Source organism: Bacteroides sp. 41_26 (genome assembly GCF_949740115.1).
Taxonomy (GTDB): Bacteria; Bacteroidota; Bacteroidia; order Bacteroidales; family Bacteroidaceae; genus Bacteroides; species Bacteroides nordii.
Window position 1 is genome coordinate 20,982 of the sequence record NZ_CATJGZ010000085.1, and the last position, 21,628, is coordinate 42,609.

The 21,628-nt window shown below is 39.2% G+C and carries 12 protein-coding genes; all 12 read left to right on the forward strand.

The window, feature by feature from the left end:
• Positions 1-24: 24 nt before the first annotated feature.
• The 12 genes from QX565_RS12455 (at position 25) to QX565_RS12510 (ending at position 21,299) form a co-directional block, all read left to right on the forward strand.
• Positions 25-2,031 carry a RagB/SusD family nutrient uptake outer membrane protein gene (locus QX565_RS12455; protein WP_221648857.1) on the forward strand — a complete coding sequence of 669 codons (2,007 nt, stop codon included), beginning with the start codon at positions 25-27 and terminating at the stop codon, positions 2,029-2,031.
• A gap of 109 nt (positions 2,032-2,140) precedes the next feature.
• On the forward strand, positions 2,141-3,403 hold the full coding sequence (locus QX565_RS12460) for a polysaccharide pyruvyl transferase family protein (protein ID WP_221648856.1): 1,263 nt from the start codon (positions 2,141-2,143) through the stop codon (positions 3,401-3,403).
• Positions 3,404-3,464: 61 nt separating this feature from the next.
• Entirely contained in the window at positions 3,465-6,563 is a 3,099-nt protein-coding gene (locus tag QX565_RS12465) for an FAD-dependent oxidoreductase (RefSeq protein ID WP_289292912.1), read from the forward strand.
• 19 nt (positions 6,564-6,582) lie between these two features.
• A complete protein-coding gene (locus QX565_RS12470; protein WP_263664067.1) occupies positions 6,583-8,595 on the forward strand; it encodes a retaining alpha-galactosidase in 2,013 nt (670 codons plus the stop codon).
• Positions 8,596-8,603: 8 nt separating this feature from the next.
• Positions 8,604-9,425 carry a LamG-like jellyroll fold domain-containing protein gene (locus QX565_RS12475; protein WP_195449802.1) on the forward strand — a complete coding sequence of 274 codons (822 nt, stop codon included), beginning with the start codon at positions 8,604-8,606 and terminating at the stop codon, positions 9,423-9,425.
• A 5-nt stretch (positions 9,426-9,430) separates the two neighbouring features.
• A complete protein-coding gene (locus tag QX565_RS12480; RefSeq protein ID WP_289292913.1) occupies positions 9,431-11,638 on the forward strand; it encodes a glycoside hydrolase family 3 C-terminal domain-containing protein in 2,208 nt (735 codons plus the stop codon).
• A complete protein-coding gene (locus QX565_RS12485) occupies positions 11,635-12,963 on the forward strand; it encodes a trehalase family glycosidase (RefSeq protein ID WP_289292914.1) in 1,329 nt (442 codons plus the stop codon). Before QX565_RS12480 ends, QX565_RS12485 begins: the two co-directional genes overlap by 4 nt.
• Before the next feature lie 92 nt (positions 12,964-13,055).
• Positions 13,056-15,350, forward strand: coding sequence for a glycoside hydrolase family 3 N-terminal domain-containing protein (locus tag QX565_RS12490; RefSeq protein WP_221648851.1), 2,295 nt, complete (start codon positions 13,056-13,058; stop codon positions 15,348-15,350).
• A 22-nt stretch (positions 15,351-15,372) separates the two neighbouring features.
• Entirely contained in the window at positions 15,373-16,485 is a 1,113-nt protein-coding gene (locus QX565_RS12495; protein ID WP_221648850.1) for a glycoside hydrolase family 88/105 protein, read from the forward strand.
• Positions 16,486-16,564: 79 nt separating this feature from the next.
• A complete protein-coding gene (locus QX565_RS12500; protein WP_289292915.1) occupies positions 16,565-17,254 on the forward strand; it encodes a polysaccharide lyase family 7 protein in 690 nt (229 codons plus the stop codon).
• A 30-nt stretch (positions 17,255-17,284) separates the two neighbouring features.
• Positions 17,285-20,092: a glycosyl hydrolase 115 family protein gene (locus QX565_RS12505; protein ID WP_289292916.1), complete on the forward strand. Its 2,808-nt coding sequence runs from the start codon at positions 17,285-17,287 to the stop codon at positions 20,090-20,092.
• Between the two features lie 31 nt (positions 20,093-20,123).
• Positions 20,124-21,299, forward strand: a complete 1,176-nt coding sequence (locus QX565_RS12510; RefSeq protein ID WP_289292917.1) for a glycoside hydrolase family 5 protein — start codon at positions 20,124-20,126, stop codon at positions 21,297-21,299.
• The last annotated feature ends 329 nt before the right edge of the window (positions 21,300-21,628 follow it).

The window sequence follows — 21,628 nt, forward strand, 5'->3', positions numbered from 1 at the left end:
ATATAAACCAGAAAATTTACAAATATGAAAAATATATATAGTTCTATTGCAAAGATAATAGCAGTCAATACTTTATTGTTTGCTATGGTTGGATGTGATGATTTCCTGGATGTAACTCCTCCATCTACTATATCTCCCGAGAAATATTTATGGGAAGAATCGCATCTTGCTGCATATACGATTAAATACTATACAAATCTGGATAGCTATACAGGTAATCCTGCTGATTCTCCTTATTGGAGTGATATATGTACGGACAATGCCGTAGGACGTAATGGGGATAACAAATTTATGCCGGGACAGATTAAAGTCGGTTCAACAGGAGGTTCATGGAGTTTCACAGATATCAGACCTTTGAATTTTTATTTGGAGACGGTTGTTCCTCGTTATGAGAAAGGAGAGTTGAAAGGAGATCCGACCAATGTTAAGCATTATATAGGTGAGGGATATTTTTTAAGAGCTTATGAATATTTTAAAAAGTTGAAAGCTTTAGGAGATTTTCCTATAATAACGACTACTTTGCCGGATGATTTGGAAACATTGACAGAAGCTTCCAAACGTAGACCACGTAATGAAGTAGCCAGGTTTATTCTGAGCGATTTGGATAAGGCGATTGATATGATGAAGAATACAGCTCCGCAAGGAGGTCGTACACGTTTGAATAAAAATGCGGCTCTGATAATGAAATCCAGAGTAGCACTATTTGAAGGTACTTGGCTGAAACATCATAAAGGAACGGCACATGTGCCTCTGGGACCTAATTGGCCCGGTAGCCAAAAAGAGTATTTGAAAGATTATCAATACCCAAGTGGCAGTATTGATGCGGAAATAGATTTTTTTCTGGAAGCAGCGATGGATGCAGCTCAACAAGTAGCTGATAAAGTAACATTGACTGTCAACAATAAGACAATCAGAGAGTCTGCTTCTCAAGCTGTTAATCCTTACTATGATTTATTTGCAAGTAAAAATCCTGCAGCATATCCGGAAGCTGTAATGTACCGGACTTATTCCATTGATTTGGCAACTCCGGTGAAACATGGATACAATGGTGGAGTTTATTATGGTTATTCTGTAGGATATACCCAGCAGTTTGCCGATGTCTTTTTAATGGAGAATGGTCTTCCGTACTATGCTACTGGCAGTAATTATAAAGGCGACGACTACATAGCCGATACTAAAGTAAATCGTGACTGGCGTTGGCGTTTGTTTATGAAGGCTCCGGGAGAGGTACGTGTATTGGAGAATATGTTGGTTGAACATGATGAGTTTCCAAGTCCTGCCGAGATTTATAGTAAAGATTATACGAAATCTACAACGACCGGTTATCTGTTGGGAAAAGGACAATCTCACGATTTCAATATGGTGTCCAGTGATATAACAGCTTTCGTTGTATTCCGTGCTGTTGAGGCTTATTTGAACTATATGGAAGCCTGTTACGAGAAGACTGGAAGGATTGATGCTAAAGCGGAGAAATATTGGAAAGATATTCGTAGACGTGCGGGAGTTGATGTGAATTATCAGAATACCATTGACCATACTAATATGGATATTGAAGCTCAGAATGATTGGGGAGCTTATTCCCATGGAGTTCTTGTGGATAAGACATTGTATAATATTCGTCGGGAGAGGCGTTGTGAATTTATAGGAGAAGGACGTCGTTATGAAGATTTAATCCGTTGGAGAGCATTAGACCAATTAAATCAGAACCCTTGTCTTCTGAAAGGTTGTAAAGTATGGGGACCGATGCAATCGCTATATACATCAAAACAATTATTGCATGATCAGGCTGCTGATAGTAAGAATATTATGTCGTCTCCAAGTTTGAGTGATTACTTAATACCATTGTCTGTTACTAAAACCAATAATTTATTCTTTGACGGTTTACGTTATTGTAGTGCTCATTATCTGGATCCGATTGCAAGAAAGCACTTCTTGTTGACATCACCGGATTCTCAAACGGCAGCAAACTCGGTTATTTATCAAAACCCGGGATGGTCTTTAGAGGCCGGAGAAGGGCCGTTAGACCTGTAATCTCTTTTTTTAAATTAAGATAGGGCATCAGGCCCTATCTTATCTGATTTTATTTGCCAAACGGGAGGATACCTGTTATTGGTATCCCCCAATATATCCATATTTGAAGATGAATTACTTAAAACGAATATTAATATTTCTATTTGTTGGATTGAGTTGTATCACCCTGAATGCAAAAAAAAGTGATCCTAAGACGATATTGGTTGTCTCGGGATGGCAGGATGTGAATATAGGTGATATTGCTCATACTCCGGGACTACTACATATATTGGAAACCTATCTCCCGGACGCAAATATCATTGTTTGGGAAAAGAATGTTGGTAAAGAGGTGGAAGAATTCTTATATAAAAACTTTCCTAAAATAAGGATTGTACATGGGACTGTTGATAAGAATGCACAAGTGGATGCTCAGGAAGTTCTTAAAGCATTTCAAATGGCAGATTTAATGATACATAGTTCGGGACCTTATGTTGTGGGGCAGTATCATTTGGAAGCCTGGGTGAAATATACGAATGGAAAACCTTTTGGCATTTTCGGAACAACTATTCCCAAGGTAGATAACCGTTTAAAGAATCTTTTGGAACAGGCTGATTTTATTTATACCCGTGAGACGGCTTCCATAGATGTATTAAAGCAGGCGGGTATCACAGGTACTCATATCGGGTTTGTACCGGATGCTACATTTTTCTTTAATCTGCATGATAAGAAAAAAGGAAATGCTTTTTTGAAAGCAAATGGTCTGGAAAAGGGCAAATTTATCTGTGCCGTACCACGTTTACGCCGTACACCTTATTACCGGATAAAAAACAGGCATCTGTGGAGTGAAGCCAAAATATGCGAAGTGGAAGCATATAATAATAAATATAAAGAAGAAGATCATTCAAAATTGAGAGAAGCCATTATCAGTTGGGTACGTGAGACGAAAAATAAAGTGTTGGTTTGCCCTGAAATGACTTATCAGGTTGATTTTATGGATGAATTGCTGATTGATTCTCTACCTGCTGATGTAAAACCATATGTTGTGAAAAGAGGATATTGGTTACCGGATGAGGCTGCTTCTGTCTATGCTGCATCTTTTGCGGTATTAAGTTTTGAATGTCATTCTCCTATAATAGCGGCTGCCAACGGGATACCCTTCTTTTATTTAAGGCAACCGGATGATACCATTAAAGGACAAATGTATTATGATTTAGGATATTCGGATTGGATATTTGAAATAGAAGAGACAACCGGAACTCAAATAGCCAATCGATTGACTGAAATGGAAACCCATTATCCCGATGCAAAAAGAAAAGTTATAACCAGCCAGCAAGAGATCTCGGATATATATAAGAAAGCATGTGTACCGATTAGCAATCTATTGTATCAGTGAATAATAACACAAAACACATCTATATATAAATTGGTAATTTGAAGAATAAAAAATAAGGGGAATGAAAAGACGGGAATTTTTAAATATTGGTTTGTTGACTTTGGGCGGTGTATTGGTAGGGCGGAATTTTGCTTTTGCCGATGCACTTACTGAAACTCAGGAGGTATTTCGGAGAGCCGATCCTGTGTCATCATATGATATGATAATAAATGGAGCAGGTTTATGTGGCTTTTTTATTGCTTTGGAAGCTGTAAAAAAAGGGTTGAAAGTATTAATTGTAGATAAACGTACTTCTCCGGGATTTGATATTGCAGCCAAAAGAAAACTTTGGTTATCAGCTGAAGGGCTTGAAGAGTGGGATAAGAGTCTGCTTGATCTTTTTTTTCCGACAGATGAACAGGAAGAGAGTTTGAATAATACTTTGGAATCTCCGCGCAAGAGTCGTTCCGGAAACGAACTTCTTTTGTTTGCCGGTAGTATAAAGAAAGGCATGCTTCGTTCTTTACTGGTTAACCAGGTGGATGTATTACTAATGAATGATGTATGTGGTATATTAACGAATGACAGGAGTGAGACTTCCGGAGTGGTGGTTGCTTCCAAACATGGAGTTTTTTCTATTCCATGCAGGAGTTTTGTTGATGCTACTGATGGGGTTTTGTTTACCCGGGAATTATTTGCTCAGAAATACCAGATACGTGAGGCCGGATTTGTTCTCGAAATGGATTCTGTTCACAAAAACTCACTTGGCAAACTACATTTATCAGGGCTTAATCTGCTAAATGATACTGTAAGTGTACATGCAGGTAAAAAGGACAAAGATCAATATTTCGTAGAATATCGGTTTGCTACAGAAGATAATGATTTAAGTCATATTGAACAACGGGCCCGCCTACTCTCGGCAATGGTAAGTAAGCAAATCCGGGAAGCGGACCCGGCTTTTTCTAAAGCACGGACGCGATATGCCGCATTAGAATGTTCTTTAAATATTGAAGGGGAAATAGATTCTCGAAAGATAGGGATAAAGAACTACTACTATATGGAAAATTCATCGGAATTTTATACCTGTAAGACAGTTTGTGATATAAAGGAACAGGCAAAATCTTTGGTAGGAAAAATAGAGCAATCACCTGACATGAATTCTGTCTCTCAGGTTTATTATATTGGAGGGAAAGCCGACTGCAATGTAGTATCCGAATGCTATAAAGAAAATGGATTTATGACTCCGTTATCTCCCTTTCCGATAGATATTCTGAAGTTGGATAAACACAAAACAGCATTATTGGTGGCAGGAGCCGGAACGGCAGGTGCAATGGCTGCTCTTTCAGCCTCTCAAAAACAGATTCAGACAGTTGTAGTTGAATATTTTAATGAACTTGGGGGAACCAAAACAGTAGCAGGGGTAAATGGTTATTACAGGGGATATCAGGAACATAAGTTTATAAAAGAGTTAGAGCAAAAAATTAAGACTGTAGCTGCTGATACAAATTTAGTGACAACTTTACCGCGGAGTTATTACTATTTGCAATCGCTTTTGGAACATAAATGTAAAGTCATCAATGGTGCCATATTATGTGCGGCAGAAGTTGATAAGACTAAACTTAAAAGCGTTACAGTTTGCCAGAATGGCAGGCTATATAAGATTTTGGCCGAGTTGACTATTGATGCAACAGGTGATGGAGACGTTGCTTATTTTGCAGGAGAAAATTATAGTGTAGGAGATTCGCGGATGGGAATTACTCAGAATTATAGTCATTGGGACATTCCTTTTAAACCTAAAATAAAGGATTATAACCGTGATTATGATATTATTAATAACTGTGAGATACTGGAGACTCAACGTGGTTTGTATTTATCTCATTATGAATCTCATTTTTATGATTTTTATCCTATGTTGGCTATCCGTGAGTCACGTAGAATAAATGCCGTGTACAATCTTAGTACCAGAGATATTATTTCCGATGCATGTTATGAAGATACGATTGCACAGGCAAGGAGTGATTATGATCCTCATTATTTTTCAAATTCAGAGTCATCACGTTGTGGTTTTATGTTGCCTCATTTTGATAATATGTCCATGGTGAATATTCCTTATAGATCGATTGTACCACGGAAAATAGATGGATTGTTACTTTCCGGAAAATCAATCGGACAGTCATATAAGGCTTTACAATTTACGCGTATGTCTGCTGATATAACTGTATTGGGATATGTGACTGGCATGCTTGCTGCTCAGATTTTAAAAAAGAAATGTAATGCGCGTGAACTTGATATAACTCCTGTACAAAAAGAATTAATAGCAAGCTCTTATTTACCAGCCGATGCAACAGTTGCTAGAAAAGTCGATTTACAGGATATAGTGGATAAACTGAGTACGGGAGACGAAACGGTTTTATTTAAATGTTGCATGCAGGAAAAAAAACTGATTCTTCCTCTTTTGCAAGCCACTTTCGAAAAGAGACCGGGAGTATTTCTGGCAAAGGCATTGGCATGGTTTGGTGACACGTCGGGAAGTTACTATATTATTGATGAATTGAAGACACTCTATAAACAGGAACAGCAAGAAGGACATGCTTCGAGTTATTTTGAAAAATATGATGATAAGTTACTTTATTGGCAAATTAATAAAGACATAGCTTTGTTGGGAATGATGCCTGCCACAGAGGATGGCAGTAAGACGATAAACTATATACTGGAAGAAACTAAGTCAGGAGGAGAAATGGTTGTATCCGATGATGCTTATACCAAGGGGCGTATCGATTTGCAATTAATCCCATATTATAACCGGATTGTGAATCTGTGTTTCTATCTGGAACGTAACCCGGATGTTAAGTTTATCGAGAATCTCGAGAAGCTGATGGATGATCCTAATATTAGAGGATATAAAACAAGCGAATACAATCAGACACGCTGGCGAATATACGGAGCCAATTTGGAACTTTTATTAGCTGCTGCTGCTATCCGTTGCGGTTCAACGAAAGGAACCGAATGTCTAATTAGCTATTTGGAAGATATCCATTCAAACTTCCGGTACTTTTCAAGAAATGAACTGTGTAATGTTTACGGAAAAGATGGTGGGTATGATAGGGCTGTATGGCGTAAGTTAGTCAAGGATAAAAAGTCGTTCAAGGTATCACCCTTAAAGAAATCAATTGAAGTATAATAGACAAACTAATAAAAACATGAAACGAATTATATGGGTGTTTTTTTTCACCTTGGTGGCTTTTCAGCTTTCGGCAAAGAAATTCTATCATATAGAATCATCGGATAAGATGATCTCTCTGAAAGTGTATATTACTGATAAGGTAGAATATACAGTTTCTCATGGCGAAGATACCGTTTTAGAGAAATCACCTGTGTCTATGTCATTGACAGATGGAACCGTTTTTGGGGTGAATCCTGTTCTTAGGAAAGCCGAGATTAAGACGGTCAAAGAATACATAGACGCTCCGATTTATAAAAAGAAGGTCGTTGCGGATATTTACAATGGATTGCTCCTTAAATTCAAAGGAGATTATGCTCTGGAATTCCGGGTATATGATGATGGAGTAGCTTATCGGTTCATTTCTGAAAAGAAAGTGTCTTTTTGTGTACAAAATGAACAGGCTGTTTTTAATTTTCCGAAACAATCCAGGGCGTATGTGGCTTATGTCAGAGAGAATGGATACCATGCTGATAACAGAGGGAATAAAGGAACTTTTGAGGAGCAGTTTTTTAAGTCATTTGTGAATACGTACTCTTATATGAATTTATCAGACTGGAATCCGAAACGTCTTGCTTTTATGCCTTTATTGGTAGAACTGGGGCATGGAAAGAAGGTTTGCCTGACTGAAGCTGACTTATTGAACTATCCGGGCATGTATCTTAATAATTCAGGAGATTCTGATACTTTGGAAGGCGTTTTTGCTCCTTATCCCCGTACTGTGAAACAAGGGGGAGTTGAGAATATGCAGGAAGTTGTATTGACACGTGAAAACTATATAGCAAAGTGTGAAGGACACACGAATTTTCCGTGGCGTACTCTGATTGTTTCTGCAGAAGATGCTGAATTGGCAAATAGTGATATGGTATATCGTCTTTCAACGCCTAATCAGTTGGGAGATCTTTCTTGGATAAAGCCTGGTAAGGCTGCATGGGAGTGGTGGAATAGTTGTAGTCTTTATGGAGTAGATTTTATTGCTGGTATCAATAATGAAACTTATAAGTATTATATTCAGTTTGCAGCCGATAACAATTTAGAGTATATTGTAATAGATGCCGGATGGTATAAAGGTACTGATATCCTGGATGTGGTAGATGAACTGGACTTGAAAGAACTGGTCGAGTATGGAAGAGAGCGTAATGTCGGTATCGTCCTTTGGACGGGTTCTTACCCGTTTATGCAGGATATTGAAAAAGTCTGTAAGCACTATTCTGAGATTGGAATAAAGGGTTTTAAAATTGATTTTATGGATCGGGATGATCAGTCTATGGTTAATTTTCATTATGGTGCAGCAAAGACTGCCGCAAAATATAACCTTATCATTGATTTTCATGGGACTTATAAACCAACCGGATTGAACCGGACCTGTCCGAATGTATTGACTTTTGAAGCAGTTCAGGGGCTTGAACACATGAAATGGGCGGCTCCCAATGTCGATCAGGTCACTTATGATGTGACTATGCCGTATATACGTATGGTTGCAGGTCCTTTGGATTATACTCAGGGCACAATGCGTAATGCGAGCAAGCAAAATTATCGTCCGGTGAACAGTGAACCTATGAGTCAGGGAACAAGATGTCGGCAGTTAGCTGAGTATGTTATTTTTGAATCTCCTTTCAGTATGCTTTGTGATTCACCTTCTGCTTATATGAAGGAAACGGAATGTACCGATTTTATTGCCGGAATTCCTGTTGTATGGGATACTACTCTCGCTTTGAATGGAGAAATAACGAAGTTTTTGACTCTGGCCCGTAAAAAAGAGAATGTTTGGTATGTCGCATCGATTAATAACTGGGATACACGTAGCATAGAACTGGATTTGAGCTTTTTAGGTGAAGGCAACTTTAAGGCTGAGATATTTCGGGACGGATTAAATGCCGATAAAGTAGCGCGAGACTATAAACGGGAAGTAGTAGATATACCTTCTGAACGAAAGTTGTCGTTTACAATGGCTCCGGGTGGCGGATATATAATGAAAATATTTAAAGATTAGAAAGCCGGATGAGAGGAATTAATATTATTTCTATGTTAATTGGTTTTTGGGGATTTAATATATTTCCCATGTTGGCACAAACACAAGTAAAACCGGAAAGCGTCGATAATCTGATATGCTTCTGGAGTTTTATGGAAGAGAGTGGGACCGAAAGAATTTCTTCCGGACGTTGTCAATATGCCTTACAAGAAGGAACTCCTTTTATAGAAAGAGTAAAAGAGGGTGTTTTTGGTGAATATTCTGCACGGATAAAAGAGGGAGAATGGTTTTATATACCTCGTGCTCAATGTCCTGCATTGAACATTCATGGAAAGGAAGGAGAGGTGACTGTTGTTGCATGGATTAAGCGTGATGTGAAACAATACAGCCAATGTGAAGCGGTTGCCGGAATGTGGGATGAAACCCGGAAAAAGAGACAATATTGTTTGTTTCTGGATTTACGGATATGGGGCAGTAGTCAGCAAGTAGGAGGACATGTGTCCGGAACCGGAGGTGCTACCGAAGGATATAAATATTGTATGGACGCTGCGATTGGTAAAAGTAAGATTCCGTATTCCGAATGGGAGTGTATCGGATTTACTTATGATACGGAACAAGTTAGCGTTTATGTAAACGGATATCTGGATGTACGAAATGAACGTAATCCTTATAAGTATGATTTGGGGTTATTTGACGGAGGTTATCAGGGAAGTGATTTTACGGTTGGTGCAGTCAATCGTTCCGGGGAAATGGGAAACTTTTTTGTGGGACAAATCGGTGGACTGGCTGTATATGACCGTGCTTTGACGAAGGAAGAAATGCGCTATTTATCTTCAAATATAAATAAATAATTATTATGATACGGAAAATTCAATTATTGTTGGTTATCTCTTTTTTTTATGGGTTTAATGTATGGAGTCAAGAGAAGCTTCCGGTTTATCTGGATGATTCAAAGAGTATAGAACAACGGGTAGAAGATGCTTTGTCCCGGATGACTCTGGAAGAAAAAGTGGCTATGATTCATGCGCAGTCTAAATTCAGTACACCCGGTTGTCCGCGTTTAGGTATCCCGGAACTTTGGATGAGTGATGGTCCTCACGGAATAAGAGCAGAAATTAGTTGGGACAGTTGGGGGCATGCCGGTTGGACAAATGATTCTTGTACGGCATTTCCGGCGTTAACTTGTCTGGCGGCAACCTTTAATCCTGCATTATCATTAGAATATGGAAAAGCTATAGGAGAAGAAGCACGATTTCGGAAAAAAGAAGTATTACTGGGACCAGGTGTGAATATTTACCGAACCCCATTGAATGGACGAAATTTTGAATATATGGGTGAAGATCCATATCTGGCTTCTCAAATGGTGGTTCCTTATATTCATGGAGTGCAACAGAATGGGGTATCAGCTTGTCTGAAACATTTTGCAGCTAATAATCAGGAACTTTGGCGTAAACGTATCAATGTTATAGTCAGTGAAAGAGCTTTGCGTGAAATTTATTTTCCCGCTTTTAAAGCGGGAGTTGAAAAGGGGCATGTATGGTCTGTAATGGGGTCTTATAATAAATATGAGAATCAATATTGTACACACAACGACTGGCTGGTTAATAAGGTATTGAAAGGAGAGTGGGGGTTCGATGGAGTGTTTGTATCCGATTGGGGAAGTACTCATGATACGGATGAGGCAGCATCCAATGGATTGGATATTGAGATGGGAACCCGTACCGATGGGTTGAATTATACGGAGAAAATGGCATATGATAATTATTATCTGGCAAAACCATATCTGGTAAAGTTACGGAATGGAGAGCTACCCATGAAGGACCTTAATGATAAAGTACGGCGTGTCTTAAGATTAAATTTCCGTACCAATATGAATCGTAATCGTGGTTATGGTAGTTTTAGTACTCCTGAACATCGTAATGTAGCACGCCGTATTGCTGAGGAAGGGATTGTTTTATTAAAGAATCAAGCGGATTTCTTTCCGATACCGGTCGGGAAGTATCAAAAGATAGCAGTGATTGGAGATAATGCAGTGCGTTCTTTGACTTTAGGAGGCGGTTCTTCCGAATTAAAAGTAAAAAAAGAAATATCTCCTTTAGAAGGACTTAAGGCACTTTATGGAGATGATAAAATTATTTATTCTGTCGGGTATACTTCCGGACCCAGTAAGTTCCATCCGCATCTGTTACCTCAACAGAAGGCTGATTCGTTAATTCAGGCAGCAGTCAATGTAGCGAAAGATGCAGATATTGTGTTGTTTTTCGGTGGGTTAAACAAGAATCAATATCAAGACTGCGAAGAGGTAGATCGTTTGGATTATAATCTTCCTTATAGACAAGATGATTTGCTAACAGCACTTTTGAATGTCAATAAGAATGTCGGTGTAATAATAATCAGTGGCAATGCGGTAGCCATGCCTTGGGTTAATAAAGTTCCGGCATTGATTCAATCGTGGTATCTTGGTTCGGAAGCCGGTCATGCTATTGCTGATGTGATAGCAGGAAACGTAATTCCAACAGGTAAGTTACCTTTCAGTATACCCGAAAAGTTGGCAGATAACGGCGCTCATTATTATGGGAAAAAGTCTTATCCTGGTGATACACTGAATGTGGTTTATCAGGAAGATATCTTGGTTGGGTATCGCTGGCATGATACTAAAAGAATTCCGGCATTATTCCCATTCGGTTATGGCTTGTCTTATACCACTTTTGAATATGGAAAAGTAACAACCGATAAGAAGGAATATTTTTCAGGTGATACGGTTAGAATTTGTTTTACTTTGACTAATACGGGTAAATCGGAAGGATCAGAAGTTGTTCAGTTGTATGTAGGACAGAATAAGCCTTCTGTTTTACGTCCGGTGAAAGAACTGAAAGCGTTTGATAAAATAAGGCTTCTTCCCGGAGAAAGTAAGGAAGTATCTCTTGCAATACCAGTGAAAGAATTTGCCTATTTCGATGATGTTAAAAAGGTTTGGATTGTGGAACCAGATTACTATACTTTATATTGTGGGGCTTCTTCAAGGGATATCAAGAGTACAGTAAAGATAAAAGTGAGGCAATGAAATTTCTTGTATGTTTTATCGGGCTGTTGCTTGGATTAGGAAATAAAGCCGATGCGCAGCAATGTGCTTCTATGGCAGATATAAAAAAAGTGCATGATTTCATTGCGGCTTCATGGAATAAAACGGTCCGTTTCAGCCCTGAAGATACGGGAACCTTGATTGGGTTACCGTATCGTTATACCGTTCCGAGTATGAATGACTCTTTTCAGGAAATGTACTATTGGGATACTTTTTTTACGGGGGAAGGATTGATAGCGGATGGTTATATCGATTTGGCTCAGTCGAATGTAGAGAATATGCTCTATATGGTTGAGCGCTATGGGAAGATGCTGAACGGAAACCGGACTTTTTTTGAAAACCGTTCTCAACCGCCATATCTGAGTAAGATGGTAGAACATATTTATCTGAAGACCCATGATAAAGAATGGCTGAAAAAAGTACTTCCCGGTTTGAAAAAAGAATATTTCTTTTGGATGACGCGACGTCTCACTCCTATTGGATTGAACCGATATTCAAATGAAGCAACCACTTCTGATAAAAAGAGAATCCTTTCTGTTTTGCAAAGGCGTTTGGGTGATGGCTTTCGTGATAAAATAGAACGGATGAGTGATGGAGAACGTCTGGAAGTGGCCTCTCACTATATTGCTGAGTGTGAATCCGGATGGGATTTTAGTCCCCGCTTTCAGACACGTTGTGAACATTTTTGTCCGATAGACTTGAATGCCAACCTTTATGGATATGAAAAGAACTTTGAGTTTTTTGCAAAAGAATTAGGCCTTAAAGAGGAGGCACAGCAATGGTATCAGAAAGCGGAACAACGTAAGGCATTGATACGAAAATATTGTAGGGATGATAATGACGGACTCTATTATGATTATGATTTTCTCAATGAGAAGCGTTCCGATGTTCTTTCGGCTGCCGTATTCAGCCTTTTATTTAATGGAGTTTTGTCCGATGAAGAAGCTCGCCGGATGATTCCTGCGGTATTGTGTCTATTGGAGTTTCGGTATGGTATATCTGCATGTGAGAATAAAGAGTATGGGATTGTTTATCAATGGTCGTATCCTAATGGGTGGGCACCACTGAATTATCTGGCAGTAAATGGGCTCGATCGGTATGGTTACAAAGAAGAAGCACTCCGTATTGCCCGAAAATATCAAATGGCCGTTGTGAATATTTATAAGACAACGGGTAATCTGTGGGAGAAATATAATGTGAATGAAGGTAATGTGAATGTTACAAACGAATATAAGCTACCTGCTATGCTTGGTTGGACCGCCGGAACATTTGTCTGGGTTTCTCAATATTTGGCTTCAGACAAATGATAATCGGGATGATTTGCCCGGATTGATTACAAAAGCCTTTATTGTTTGTAATACATATATAAAGGGAAAAACACTTTAAAGATTTATCCAAAATGAAACACGCTTTATTATTTTTGGTTGGGCTGCTATTTTCTTCTTTTTGTCAGGAGACGATTGATGAACGGTATTTTGACCCGTCACTTCCGATAGATAAACGAATATGTATCCTGATGCGGCAAATGACGTTGGAAGAGAAGGTTGCTCAATTGTGTCAATACGTAGGATTACAATACGGACGCAAAGACAAATCGATTGTATTTGAAAACGCTGATCCCGATATCCTTATTTCGAAACTGCTGGAATCCAATGAAATAGCCCGGAATATATCTTTGGGTAAAGTAGGGGCATGTTTACATGTATATAGTGTTGAAGAAGCAAATATCCTGCAAATGATAGCCCGAAAGAGCCGTCTGAAAATTCCTTTATTGATAGCTATCGATGCCGTTCATGGAAATTGTATGCATAGAGGTTGTACGGTTTATCCTACTTCCATTGGAATGGCTTCTTCTTTTAACCCGGTTTTGCTGAAAGAAATAGGTCGGCAAACTGCTGTTGAAATGCGATCTTCAGGAGTACACTGGACTTTTAACCCTAATATTGAATTGGCTCGTGATGCCCGTTGGGGGCGTGTAGGAGAGACCTTTGGAGAGGATACTTATCTGGTGACACAGATGGGGACGGCACTGATTCTCGGATTACAGGGAGAGAATGGTTTTGATGGTTCCGGAGTATTAGCTTGTGCCAAGCATTTTGTAGGTGGAGGAGAACCTGCCGGTGGAATCAATGCTGCACCTATGGATATGTCTGAACAGAAATTACGCGATTTGTATTTGTCCCCTTTTGCTGAGGCTATCGATAAAGCTCATGTGGCTACGGTTATGCCGGCTCATAATGAATTGAATGGCATTCCTTGTCATGCCAATCATTATCTGTTACAAGAAATTCTGCGAAATGAATTAGGCTTTCAAGGATTTGTGATAAGTGACTGGATGGATATCGAACGTTTGCATGAGATGCATCATTATGCTCCTTCCCAAGAAGAAGCGTTTCGTATGGCCGTGAAAGCAGGGGTTGATATGCACATGCAGGGAGATGGCTTCTTGGAAGCGATTGTAGAGGCAGTCAGGAATAAATATATTCCGGAAACAAGAATAGATTTAGCGGTTTATAAAATCTTAGAGACTAAATTCCGGTTGGGATTGTTTGAGAATCCTTTGGTTGATATTCCGGCTTCCCGTTCTCTTATCTATACAGAGGCTCATCAAGCTACTGCATTAGAAGCAGCAAGACAATCAATTGTTTTGTTGAAAAATGATAATTGTTTACTTCCGTTGAAACAAGAGCGGTATAAAAAGATTCTTGTTACAGGACCCAATGCCGATAGTCCGACGATAATGGGAGATTGGACTACGCGGCAGCCGGAAGAAAATGTGATAACTGTGTTGGAAGGAATACAACAACAGGCACCGGATGCTGTAATTGATACGGTTTGTTTTTCCAATAAAATAAGGAAAATGGATCGCGCATTGATTAAGGTTGCTGCACAGAAAGCAGTTGAAGCAGATATTAATATTGTCGTGGTAGGAGAGAATTCTGAACGGTATAACAGTGATCGTACTTGTGGAGAAAATTGTGACCGTGATAATCTGGAATTACCTACTCATCAACAGGAATTATTGGAAGCTGTATATGCTTCGGGTAAACCTGTTATTTTGGTTCTTCTTAACGGGCGGCCGTTGAGTGTTACATGGGCACAGCAACATATACCGGCCATTGTCGAGGCTTGGGAACCCGGAGGAATGGGTGGACGGGCTATAGCCGAAATATTGTTCGGAAAGGTTAATCCAAGTGGAAAGTTACCAATCACTTTTCCCCGCAGCGTCGGGCAGATTCAGACTGTATACAACCATAAAGCATCTCAATATTCCCGTAAATTCGCATTGACTACTACCGGGCCATTATATCATTTCGGATATGGGCTTAGTTACACAACATTTGAATATGGAAATCCGATTTTGTCAAAAGATACCATACATACCAATGAAGCAGTTACCGTATCTTTTGAATTAGCCAATACAGGTCTTTGTCAGGGTACAGAGATTGCTCAACTGTATATACAGGATGAGTATGGAACGGTTACCCGTCCGGTGAAGGAGTTGAAAGGGTTTCAGCGAATAACTTTAAATCCGGGAGAAAAGAAACGGGTGAGTTTCTTAATCACTCCTGATAAGTTAGCTTTTTTTACGTCAAGAAAGAAATATGAGGTTGAACCCGGTAGTTTTAAAATAATGGTGGGAGCTTCTTCGCAAGAACAGGATTTAAAAACTGTTTCATTAATAGTCAAATGATAATAACTTAAACAATTATTATATGAAGAAATACGCAAAACTTATATGGGTATGGAGTGTTTTGGGAATATTCCTTCCAGTGTGTCATGCTCAGGAGTGTCTTACAAAGTTTCCCGAAGAATGTAATCCGGAACGGATTGGTTTAAAACTTGCCGAACGTTTTTTGGCGAGTGGGCATATGAGTCCGAGGTTAATATCCTATCCGGAAGTCTGTACCTGGTATGGAGCTTTGAGATTTGCTGATGTGACGAATAATAAGGAATTACAAGATCGTTTGGAAGCACGTTTTCAACCACTTTATACGACAGAAAAACATTTATTTCCAAAGAAGAATCATGTTGATTTTAATATGTTCGGTAGTCTCCCTCTTGAATTGTATAATTTGACGAAAAATGTGAAATACTACGATTTAGGTATATCTTACGCCGATGCACAATGGGAACTTCCGGAGGATGCTACTCCTGAACAAAGAGCTTATGCCGCGAGGGGGCTTTCCTGGCAGACACGTATGTGGATTGATGATATGTATATGATTACCATTTTACAGTCAAAAGCTTATCAGGTGACGGGTGATTCTAAATACATGGATCGTGCTGCCAAAGAGATGGTAGCTTATTTAGATAGCATTCAGCAGCCTAATGGTCTGTTTTATCATGCTCCGGATGTTCCGTTTTATTGGGCACGTGGTAATGGTTGGTTTGCTGTAGGTCTGGCTGAGATGTTGTCTTATTTACCTGAAAAACATCCTGATAGGCCCCGGATTCTGAAAGGATATCTGAAGATGATGGAAACGTTAAAGAACTATCAGAATCCTCAAGGTACATGGTATCAGCTGATTGATAAGCCGGATACCTGGGTTGAAACATCGGGTTCAGCCATGTTCGTATATGCTATGATCCAAGGTGTAAGAAATGGTTGGTTGGATGTAAACGTGTATGGGAGTGTGGCTCGTAAAGGTTGGATCGGACTGATTCCTTATATCAATACTGACGGGGATATAACTGAAGTATGTAAAGGTACAGGTAAGAAGAACGATGAACAGTATTATTACGATCGTCCTCGTATCGTTGGTGATTTTCATGGTCAGGCACCTATGTTATGGTGTGCATACTCTTTGACTGAGGTAAACAGATAAGAGTTTACTTTACTTTTTTATCTGCTATTCTAAATAATGACAGATAAAGCCTTTTTAATTGTAATTTAATTCTATGATTATGAAATTATTAAAAGCTGAGTGCTTATTGATACTTTTTTGTTTTACTACGGGATTGTCTGCTTGCGGAGGAGGTGAAGACGAGCCAGTTGTAGATGACATTCCTGTTTCGGAACTGTATGGACCCAAACATGGTACGGGATGGGTAGAACAGGCATATGATTATTATATTCAAAAACCCTGGAATTTGAATCTGGAGGAGAGATACACGTATGATAAAGAGAATGACGAACATACATTTAAAATAATCAAGGGAGATGAACCCTTTAAGCAAGGTGATCATACTTCTCCCCGTTGTGAACTCCGTATGCGAAATGATTATACTGAAGGCAATCATCAATTTGAAGCCGATTATTATGTAGTGGAAGGAACACATCGTACCGCAGTGATGCAAATATTTGGTTATCCTGTTGCTATTAATATTAAAGCTTATGAAGAGAATGGAGGTACATTGAAGTGGCATGATTCTCATGATATTGTTTCTCCTGTCTACAATAAGTGGGTACATCTGAATGTGGTACATATGTTTACAGAACGTCAGATTTATGTTTATGTGGATGGTAAATTAATCCGTTCTTTTAGAGTGAAAGAAGATGCTCCTTCTTATTATTTTAAATGTGGGGTTTATTCAACAGTAAGTGAAGTAAGCGAGGTAAAAATAAAGAATATCAAATATTATTTCAAACCATAATAGAGGTAATTAAACTGCATAAATAAGAAGATGATGAAAATGATTGTTGTGAGATATTTGTTGCTTGTGCTGGGATGTGTAATCGTACCGAATAATATGTGGGGATTTGAGTTAGTGAGTACATCTACTCCGCTGACGGTATATCATTCACAGAATGAGGCCGATGTAGTTCATACTGCTGTAAACTTATTTATTGCTGATATGGAGGCAGTGTCCGGACAACTACCGGTAAAGACTGATTTGTTGAAGAATGCCCGGCTTCTGATTGGGACTTTGGGGCAAGAATATTCTTTTGACCGCTATTTATCCGACTGGAATATTCCCACAGATGATATTGCAGGTAAATGGGAAGCTTTTAAAATAAAAGTAGTGGAACGAAAAGATGTACAATATTTACTGGTATTAGGAAGTGATGCTCGTGGGACAGCCTATGGCATTTTAGAGCTATCACGTATTATGGGTGTTTCTCCCTGGTATTGGTGGGCTGATGTATCTATTGAGAAGCGTAAATCGTGTGTACTTCCTGCCGGATATGAAAATGTGCAGTCTCCTTCGGTTCAGTTTCGAGGTTTCTTTATTAATGACGAAGATTGGGGATTAGTTCCCTGGAGTACGAAAAATTTTGATCCTCAACCTCATACTACACTTGGGATAAAAACGTATGAAAAAGTTTTTGAATTATTGCTTCGTTTGCGGGCAAACACTTTATGGCCGGCAATGCATGGTTGTTCCACTCCTTTTTACTTTATCGACGGTGCCAGAGAGATGGCTGATAAATATGGTATCGTAATGGGAACTTCCCATTGTGAGCCATTGATGCGAAACACAAATGGTGAATGGGATAAAACCCGGAGAGAAGCATATAATTATGTGACTAACAAGGAAGAAGTACAAACCTTTTGGATGGAACGTCTGAATGAGTTGAAGCATTCGGAAAATATATATACTATCGGGATGCGTGGAGTTCATGATGGTAAAATGCAGGGTACCGGGAGCTTGGACGAACAGACACAGGTATTGTCTCAGGTGATAGCTGACCAGAGAACTTTGCTTACTCAATCTTTGGAAACCGATGTTACCCGGATTCCTCAGGCTTTCATGCCCTATAAGGAGGTGCTCGATATATATAATAACGGTCTTAAAGTACCGGAAGATGTAACGATTGTGTGGTGTGATGATAATTATGGTTATATAACCCGGCTGAATGATAAAGAAGAACAAAAAAGAAAGGGAGGAGCCGGCATCTATTATCACATTTCTTATTTTGGAAAACCTCATGATTATTTGTGGCTATATAGTACGCAACCAGCATTAATATATAAAGAAATGCGACAAGCTTGGGATTATGGAGTACGTAAGTTGTGGATATTAAATGTCGGTGATATAAAACCAGCCGAATATGGTATCGAATTTTTTCTTGATATGGCATGGAATATTAATAGTATCTGTCCAAATACAATTTCGGAACATATGACTCAATGGTTGAATCGTGAGTTCGGAAAGTCACTGGCCGGGCCATTGACAAAAGTCTTTGAAGAGTATTTTCATTTGGCAGGTGTTCGCAAACCGGAATTTATGGGCTGGAGTAAAGTACAGGAGTATCAAAAAGCTAAACGTAAAGGGGGAATGACCGAAGTGCAGGATAGCGAATTTAATCCTTTTATGTTTGGAGACGAGCTTCAAAGCAGAGTGAACTGTTATGAAGCTATGGTGCAATCTGTACTTGCATGTGCCGGACAGGTGCCTTTATCCCGTAAAGATGCTTACTTTGAACTGGTACAATATCCGGTTCTTGCTGCATCGGCAATGAATCGTAAACATTTGTATGCTCAAAAAGCCCGTTTATTTGCGACATATTACTATCCAGTGGCCAATGAATATGCCCGTAAAAGCCGTGAAGCATACAATGAGATAGCAGCTTTGACAAGGACATATAATAAGGATATTCAGAATGGGAAATGGGATGGAATGATGGACATGGCTCCTCGTAAACTACCTGTTTTTGAAGCGCCGGTCTTACCGGATGAAGTAAAGAGGAATCATTTGCTTCCGGCGGAAATCTGGATGGATGGGCACATAGGACCTTTAATGCCGAATCAGCTAACAGAACTTCCTCTATGGAGTTTAGGGCAGGATGTTGAGTTACTTTTTTCCTTATTCAGCCGGGGAAACCGGAAGATTGACTGGAAAGTCATTGAACAACCGGTATGGCTGGATATTATAGAGAAAGAACGGGAACTACTATATGAAAAGACACTGGTATTGAAGGTGAAAGAGGAGAAAGTACAACTATTGAAAAACACAAAACAGAAATTCCGTTTGCAGGTAGACGGGCAAACTTATGATTTTAACATATCGTTTGCTCGGTTACCTGACGGAGTAAAAGCTGAGACACGGGGAATGATTGCATGGAATGCGTCGGATTACAATGGAGAACCGGATGCTCAAATAATAAAAGGACTTGGACACAGCCAGTCGGCCGTACTGCTTCCAAAAGGTAAAACATTGACTTACGAAGTGTATACTGCATCTTCTGGTAACGCAGTATTGCGTACTGCTTTATTACCCGGACATGCTGTGAATGGAGGTCATCTGCGATATTCGGTTTCTGTGGATGAATTGCCTTCCCGGATTGTAGCCTATGATGCTGTAGTAGGGACCGAAGAATGGAAAACAAATGTTCTGAGAGGGCAAACCTTGAAAGAAACTTTTTTTCAGCTTGATACTCCCGGAAAACACATTATTCGTATTAAGGCATTGGATAATGATGTAGTTATTGATCAATTAATGTTGGATTTTGATGTGGAACGAAAATTTTATCAGTTTCCTGTCAGATAGAGTACTAAATACAAATTTAAAATAGTGAACGATGAAAAGAAGAACTTACCGTACCCTTCTGATTTGTAGTGTTTTGATGGGATGTATGCTTTTGTTGGGGATTATTTCTTGTGGGAATGATGATAATACTCCGGACGAAACAGGTCCGGAGAACTCTGTATTGCCCGAAGTTGATTGGGAACACGATTCTTTTAAAATACTTAAAGGAGTAAATATTAGTGGCTGGTTGTCACAAACTTCTACGCGGAAAGTGGGAGTAGATGCTTTCTTTACTAAAAAAGATGCGCAGAAGTTGGCAGGCTGGGGATTCGACCATATCCGTTTACCGGTAGACGAGGTTGAGATCTTTACGGAAAAGGGTGAGTGGAAAGAAAAAGAACGTAGGCTGATTCATAAAGCTATTGAGTGGTGTAAAGATTTGAATATGCGTGTTATTCTCGACTTTCATATTCTTCGTTCTCATTATTTTAATGATACGGAAAATATGACTTTGTGGAGTAGTAAAGCTGAGCAGGATAAACTATCTGATATGTGGAAAAAACTGTCTGCTGAGTTTAATCAATACCCCAACAGCCTTTTGGCATATGAACTTCTGAATGAACCGGTTCCGGATACTCCCGGACAATGGAATAAGCTGTCTTCCAGGCTGATAAATGAATTGCGCGTATTGGAACCGGATCGGATGATTGTGCTTGATGCAAGTAGCCATAGTTCGATTGGGGCATTGAGCACACTTGAAATTCCCCAGAATGATCCGAATATTATGCTTTCAGTACATTTTTATACTCCCCATTTATTAACGCATTATCAGGCAGGATGGTGGCCGGCATTAAAACGACTGACTATCAAATTACATTATCCGGGACAATTGGTATCCCGTCAGGATGTGGATACCATCCGGGACTCTGAAAATCTGCGGGTCGTAAATTATTATAATGGATATTATGACAAGGCTATTTTGACAGAAAAGATACAAATCGCATTAGATAAATCGAAAGAAACCGGATTACAGATACATATTGGCGAAGTGGGCTGTATAGAGAATACAGATCCTACGGTAAGACTGAACTGGATGGGTGATGTGGCAGCAATTTGTAAAGAACATGATGTTGCGTTTTCCGTATGGGGATATAAGGCCGGATTTGGTATAATGAATGATAATGGTACGGCTAAAGACCAGCGTGTGATAGATGCATTAACCCAATAAATAAGGAAGACTAAACGGCGATAGCAGATTTATATACTTTCTTACAGTGATTGAATAATACTCTGCTGATGTTCGTCTCTATGTATTAGCCAGACAACACCCGGATGTTTTATATAACAACACCCGGATGTTGTTGTACAAAACATCCGGATGTTGTGAGGGTAAAGAAGTATACTTTTGTATAGTAAGATTATGTATAATCGATTACTACATATATAGGATTATAATCGATTAAAGTATATACTTGTTAGATTCGAACTATTAAGCTATTTTTTCGAATATCTGAAAAATAACTGTTAGATAGTGATTACATTTATATCCTTTGTTTG

Excerpts from the sequence above, each read along its gene's own strand:
- QX565_RS12455 (WP_221648857.1), top strand. The coding sequence starts at position 25 with ATGAAAAATATATATAGTTCTATTGCAAAGATAATAGCAGTCAATACT.
- QX565_RS12460 (WP_221648856.1), top strand. The coding sequence starts at position 2,141 with ATGAATTACTTAAAACGAATATTAATATTTCTATTTGTTGGATTGAGT.
- QX565_RS12465 (WP_289292912.1), top strand. The coding sequence starts at position 3,465 with ATGAAAAGACGGGAATTTTTAAATATTGGTTTGTTGACTTTGGGCGGT.
- QX565_RS12470 (WP_263664067.1), top strand. The coding sequence starts at position 6,583 with ATGAAACGAATTATATGGGTGTTTTTTTTCACCTTGGTGGCTTTTCAG.
- QX565_RS12475 (WP_195449802.1), top strand. The coding sequence starts at position 8,604 with ATGAGAGGAATTAATATTATTTCTATGTTAATTGGTTTTTGGGGATTT.
- QX565_RS12480 (WP_289292913.1), top strand. The coding sequence starts at position 9,431 with ATGATACGGAAAATTCAATTATTGTTGGTTATCTCTTTTTTTTATGGG.
- QX565_RS12485 (WP_289292914.1), top strand. The coding sequence starts at position 11,635 with ATGAAATTTCTTGTATGTTTTATCGGGCTGTTGCTTGGATTAGGAAAT.
- QX565_RS12490 (WP_221648851.1), top strand. The coding sequence starts at position 13,056 with ATGAAACACGCTTTATTATTTTTGGTTGGGCTGCTATTTTCTTCTTTT.
- QX565_RS12495 (WP_221648850.1), top strand. The coding sequence starts at position 15,373 with ATGAAGAAATACGCAAAACTTATATGGGTATGGAGTGTTTTGGGAATA.
- QX565_RS12500 (WP_289292915.1), top strand. The coding sequence starts at position 16,565 with ATGAAATTATTAAAAGCTGAGTGCTTATTGATACTTTTTTGTTTTACT.
- QX565_RS12505 (WP_289292916.1), top strand. The coding sequence starts at position 17,285 with ATGATGAAAATGATTGTTGTGAGATATTTGTTGCTTGTGCTGGGATGT.
- QX565_RS12510 (WP_289292917.1), top strand. The coding sequence starts at position 20,124 with ATGAAAAGAAGAACTTACCGTACCCTTCTGATTTGTAGTGTTTTGATG.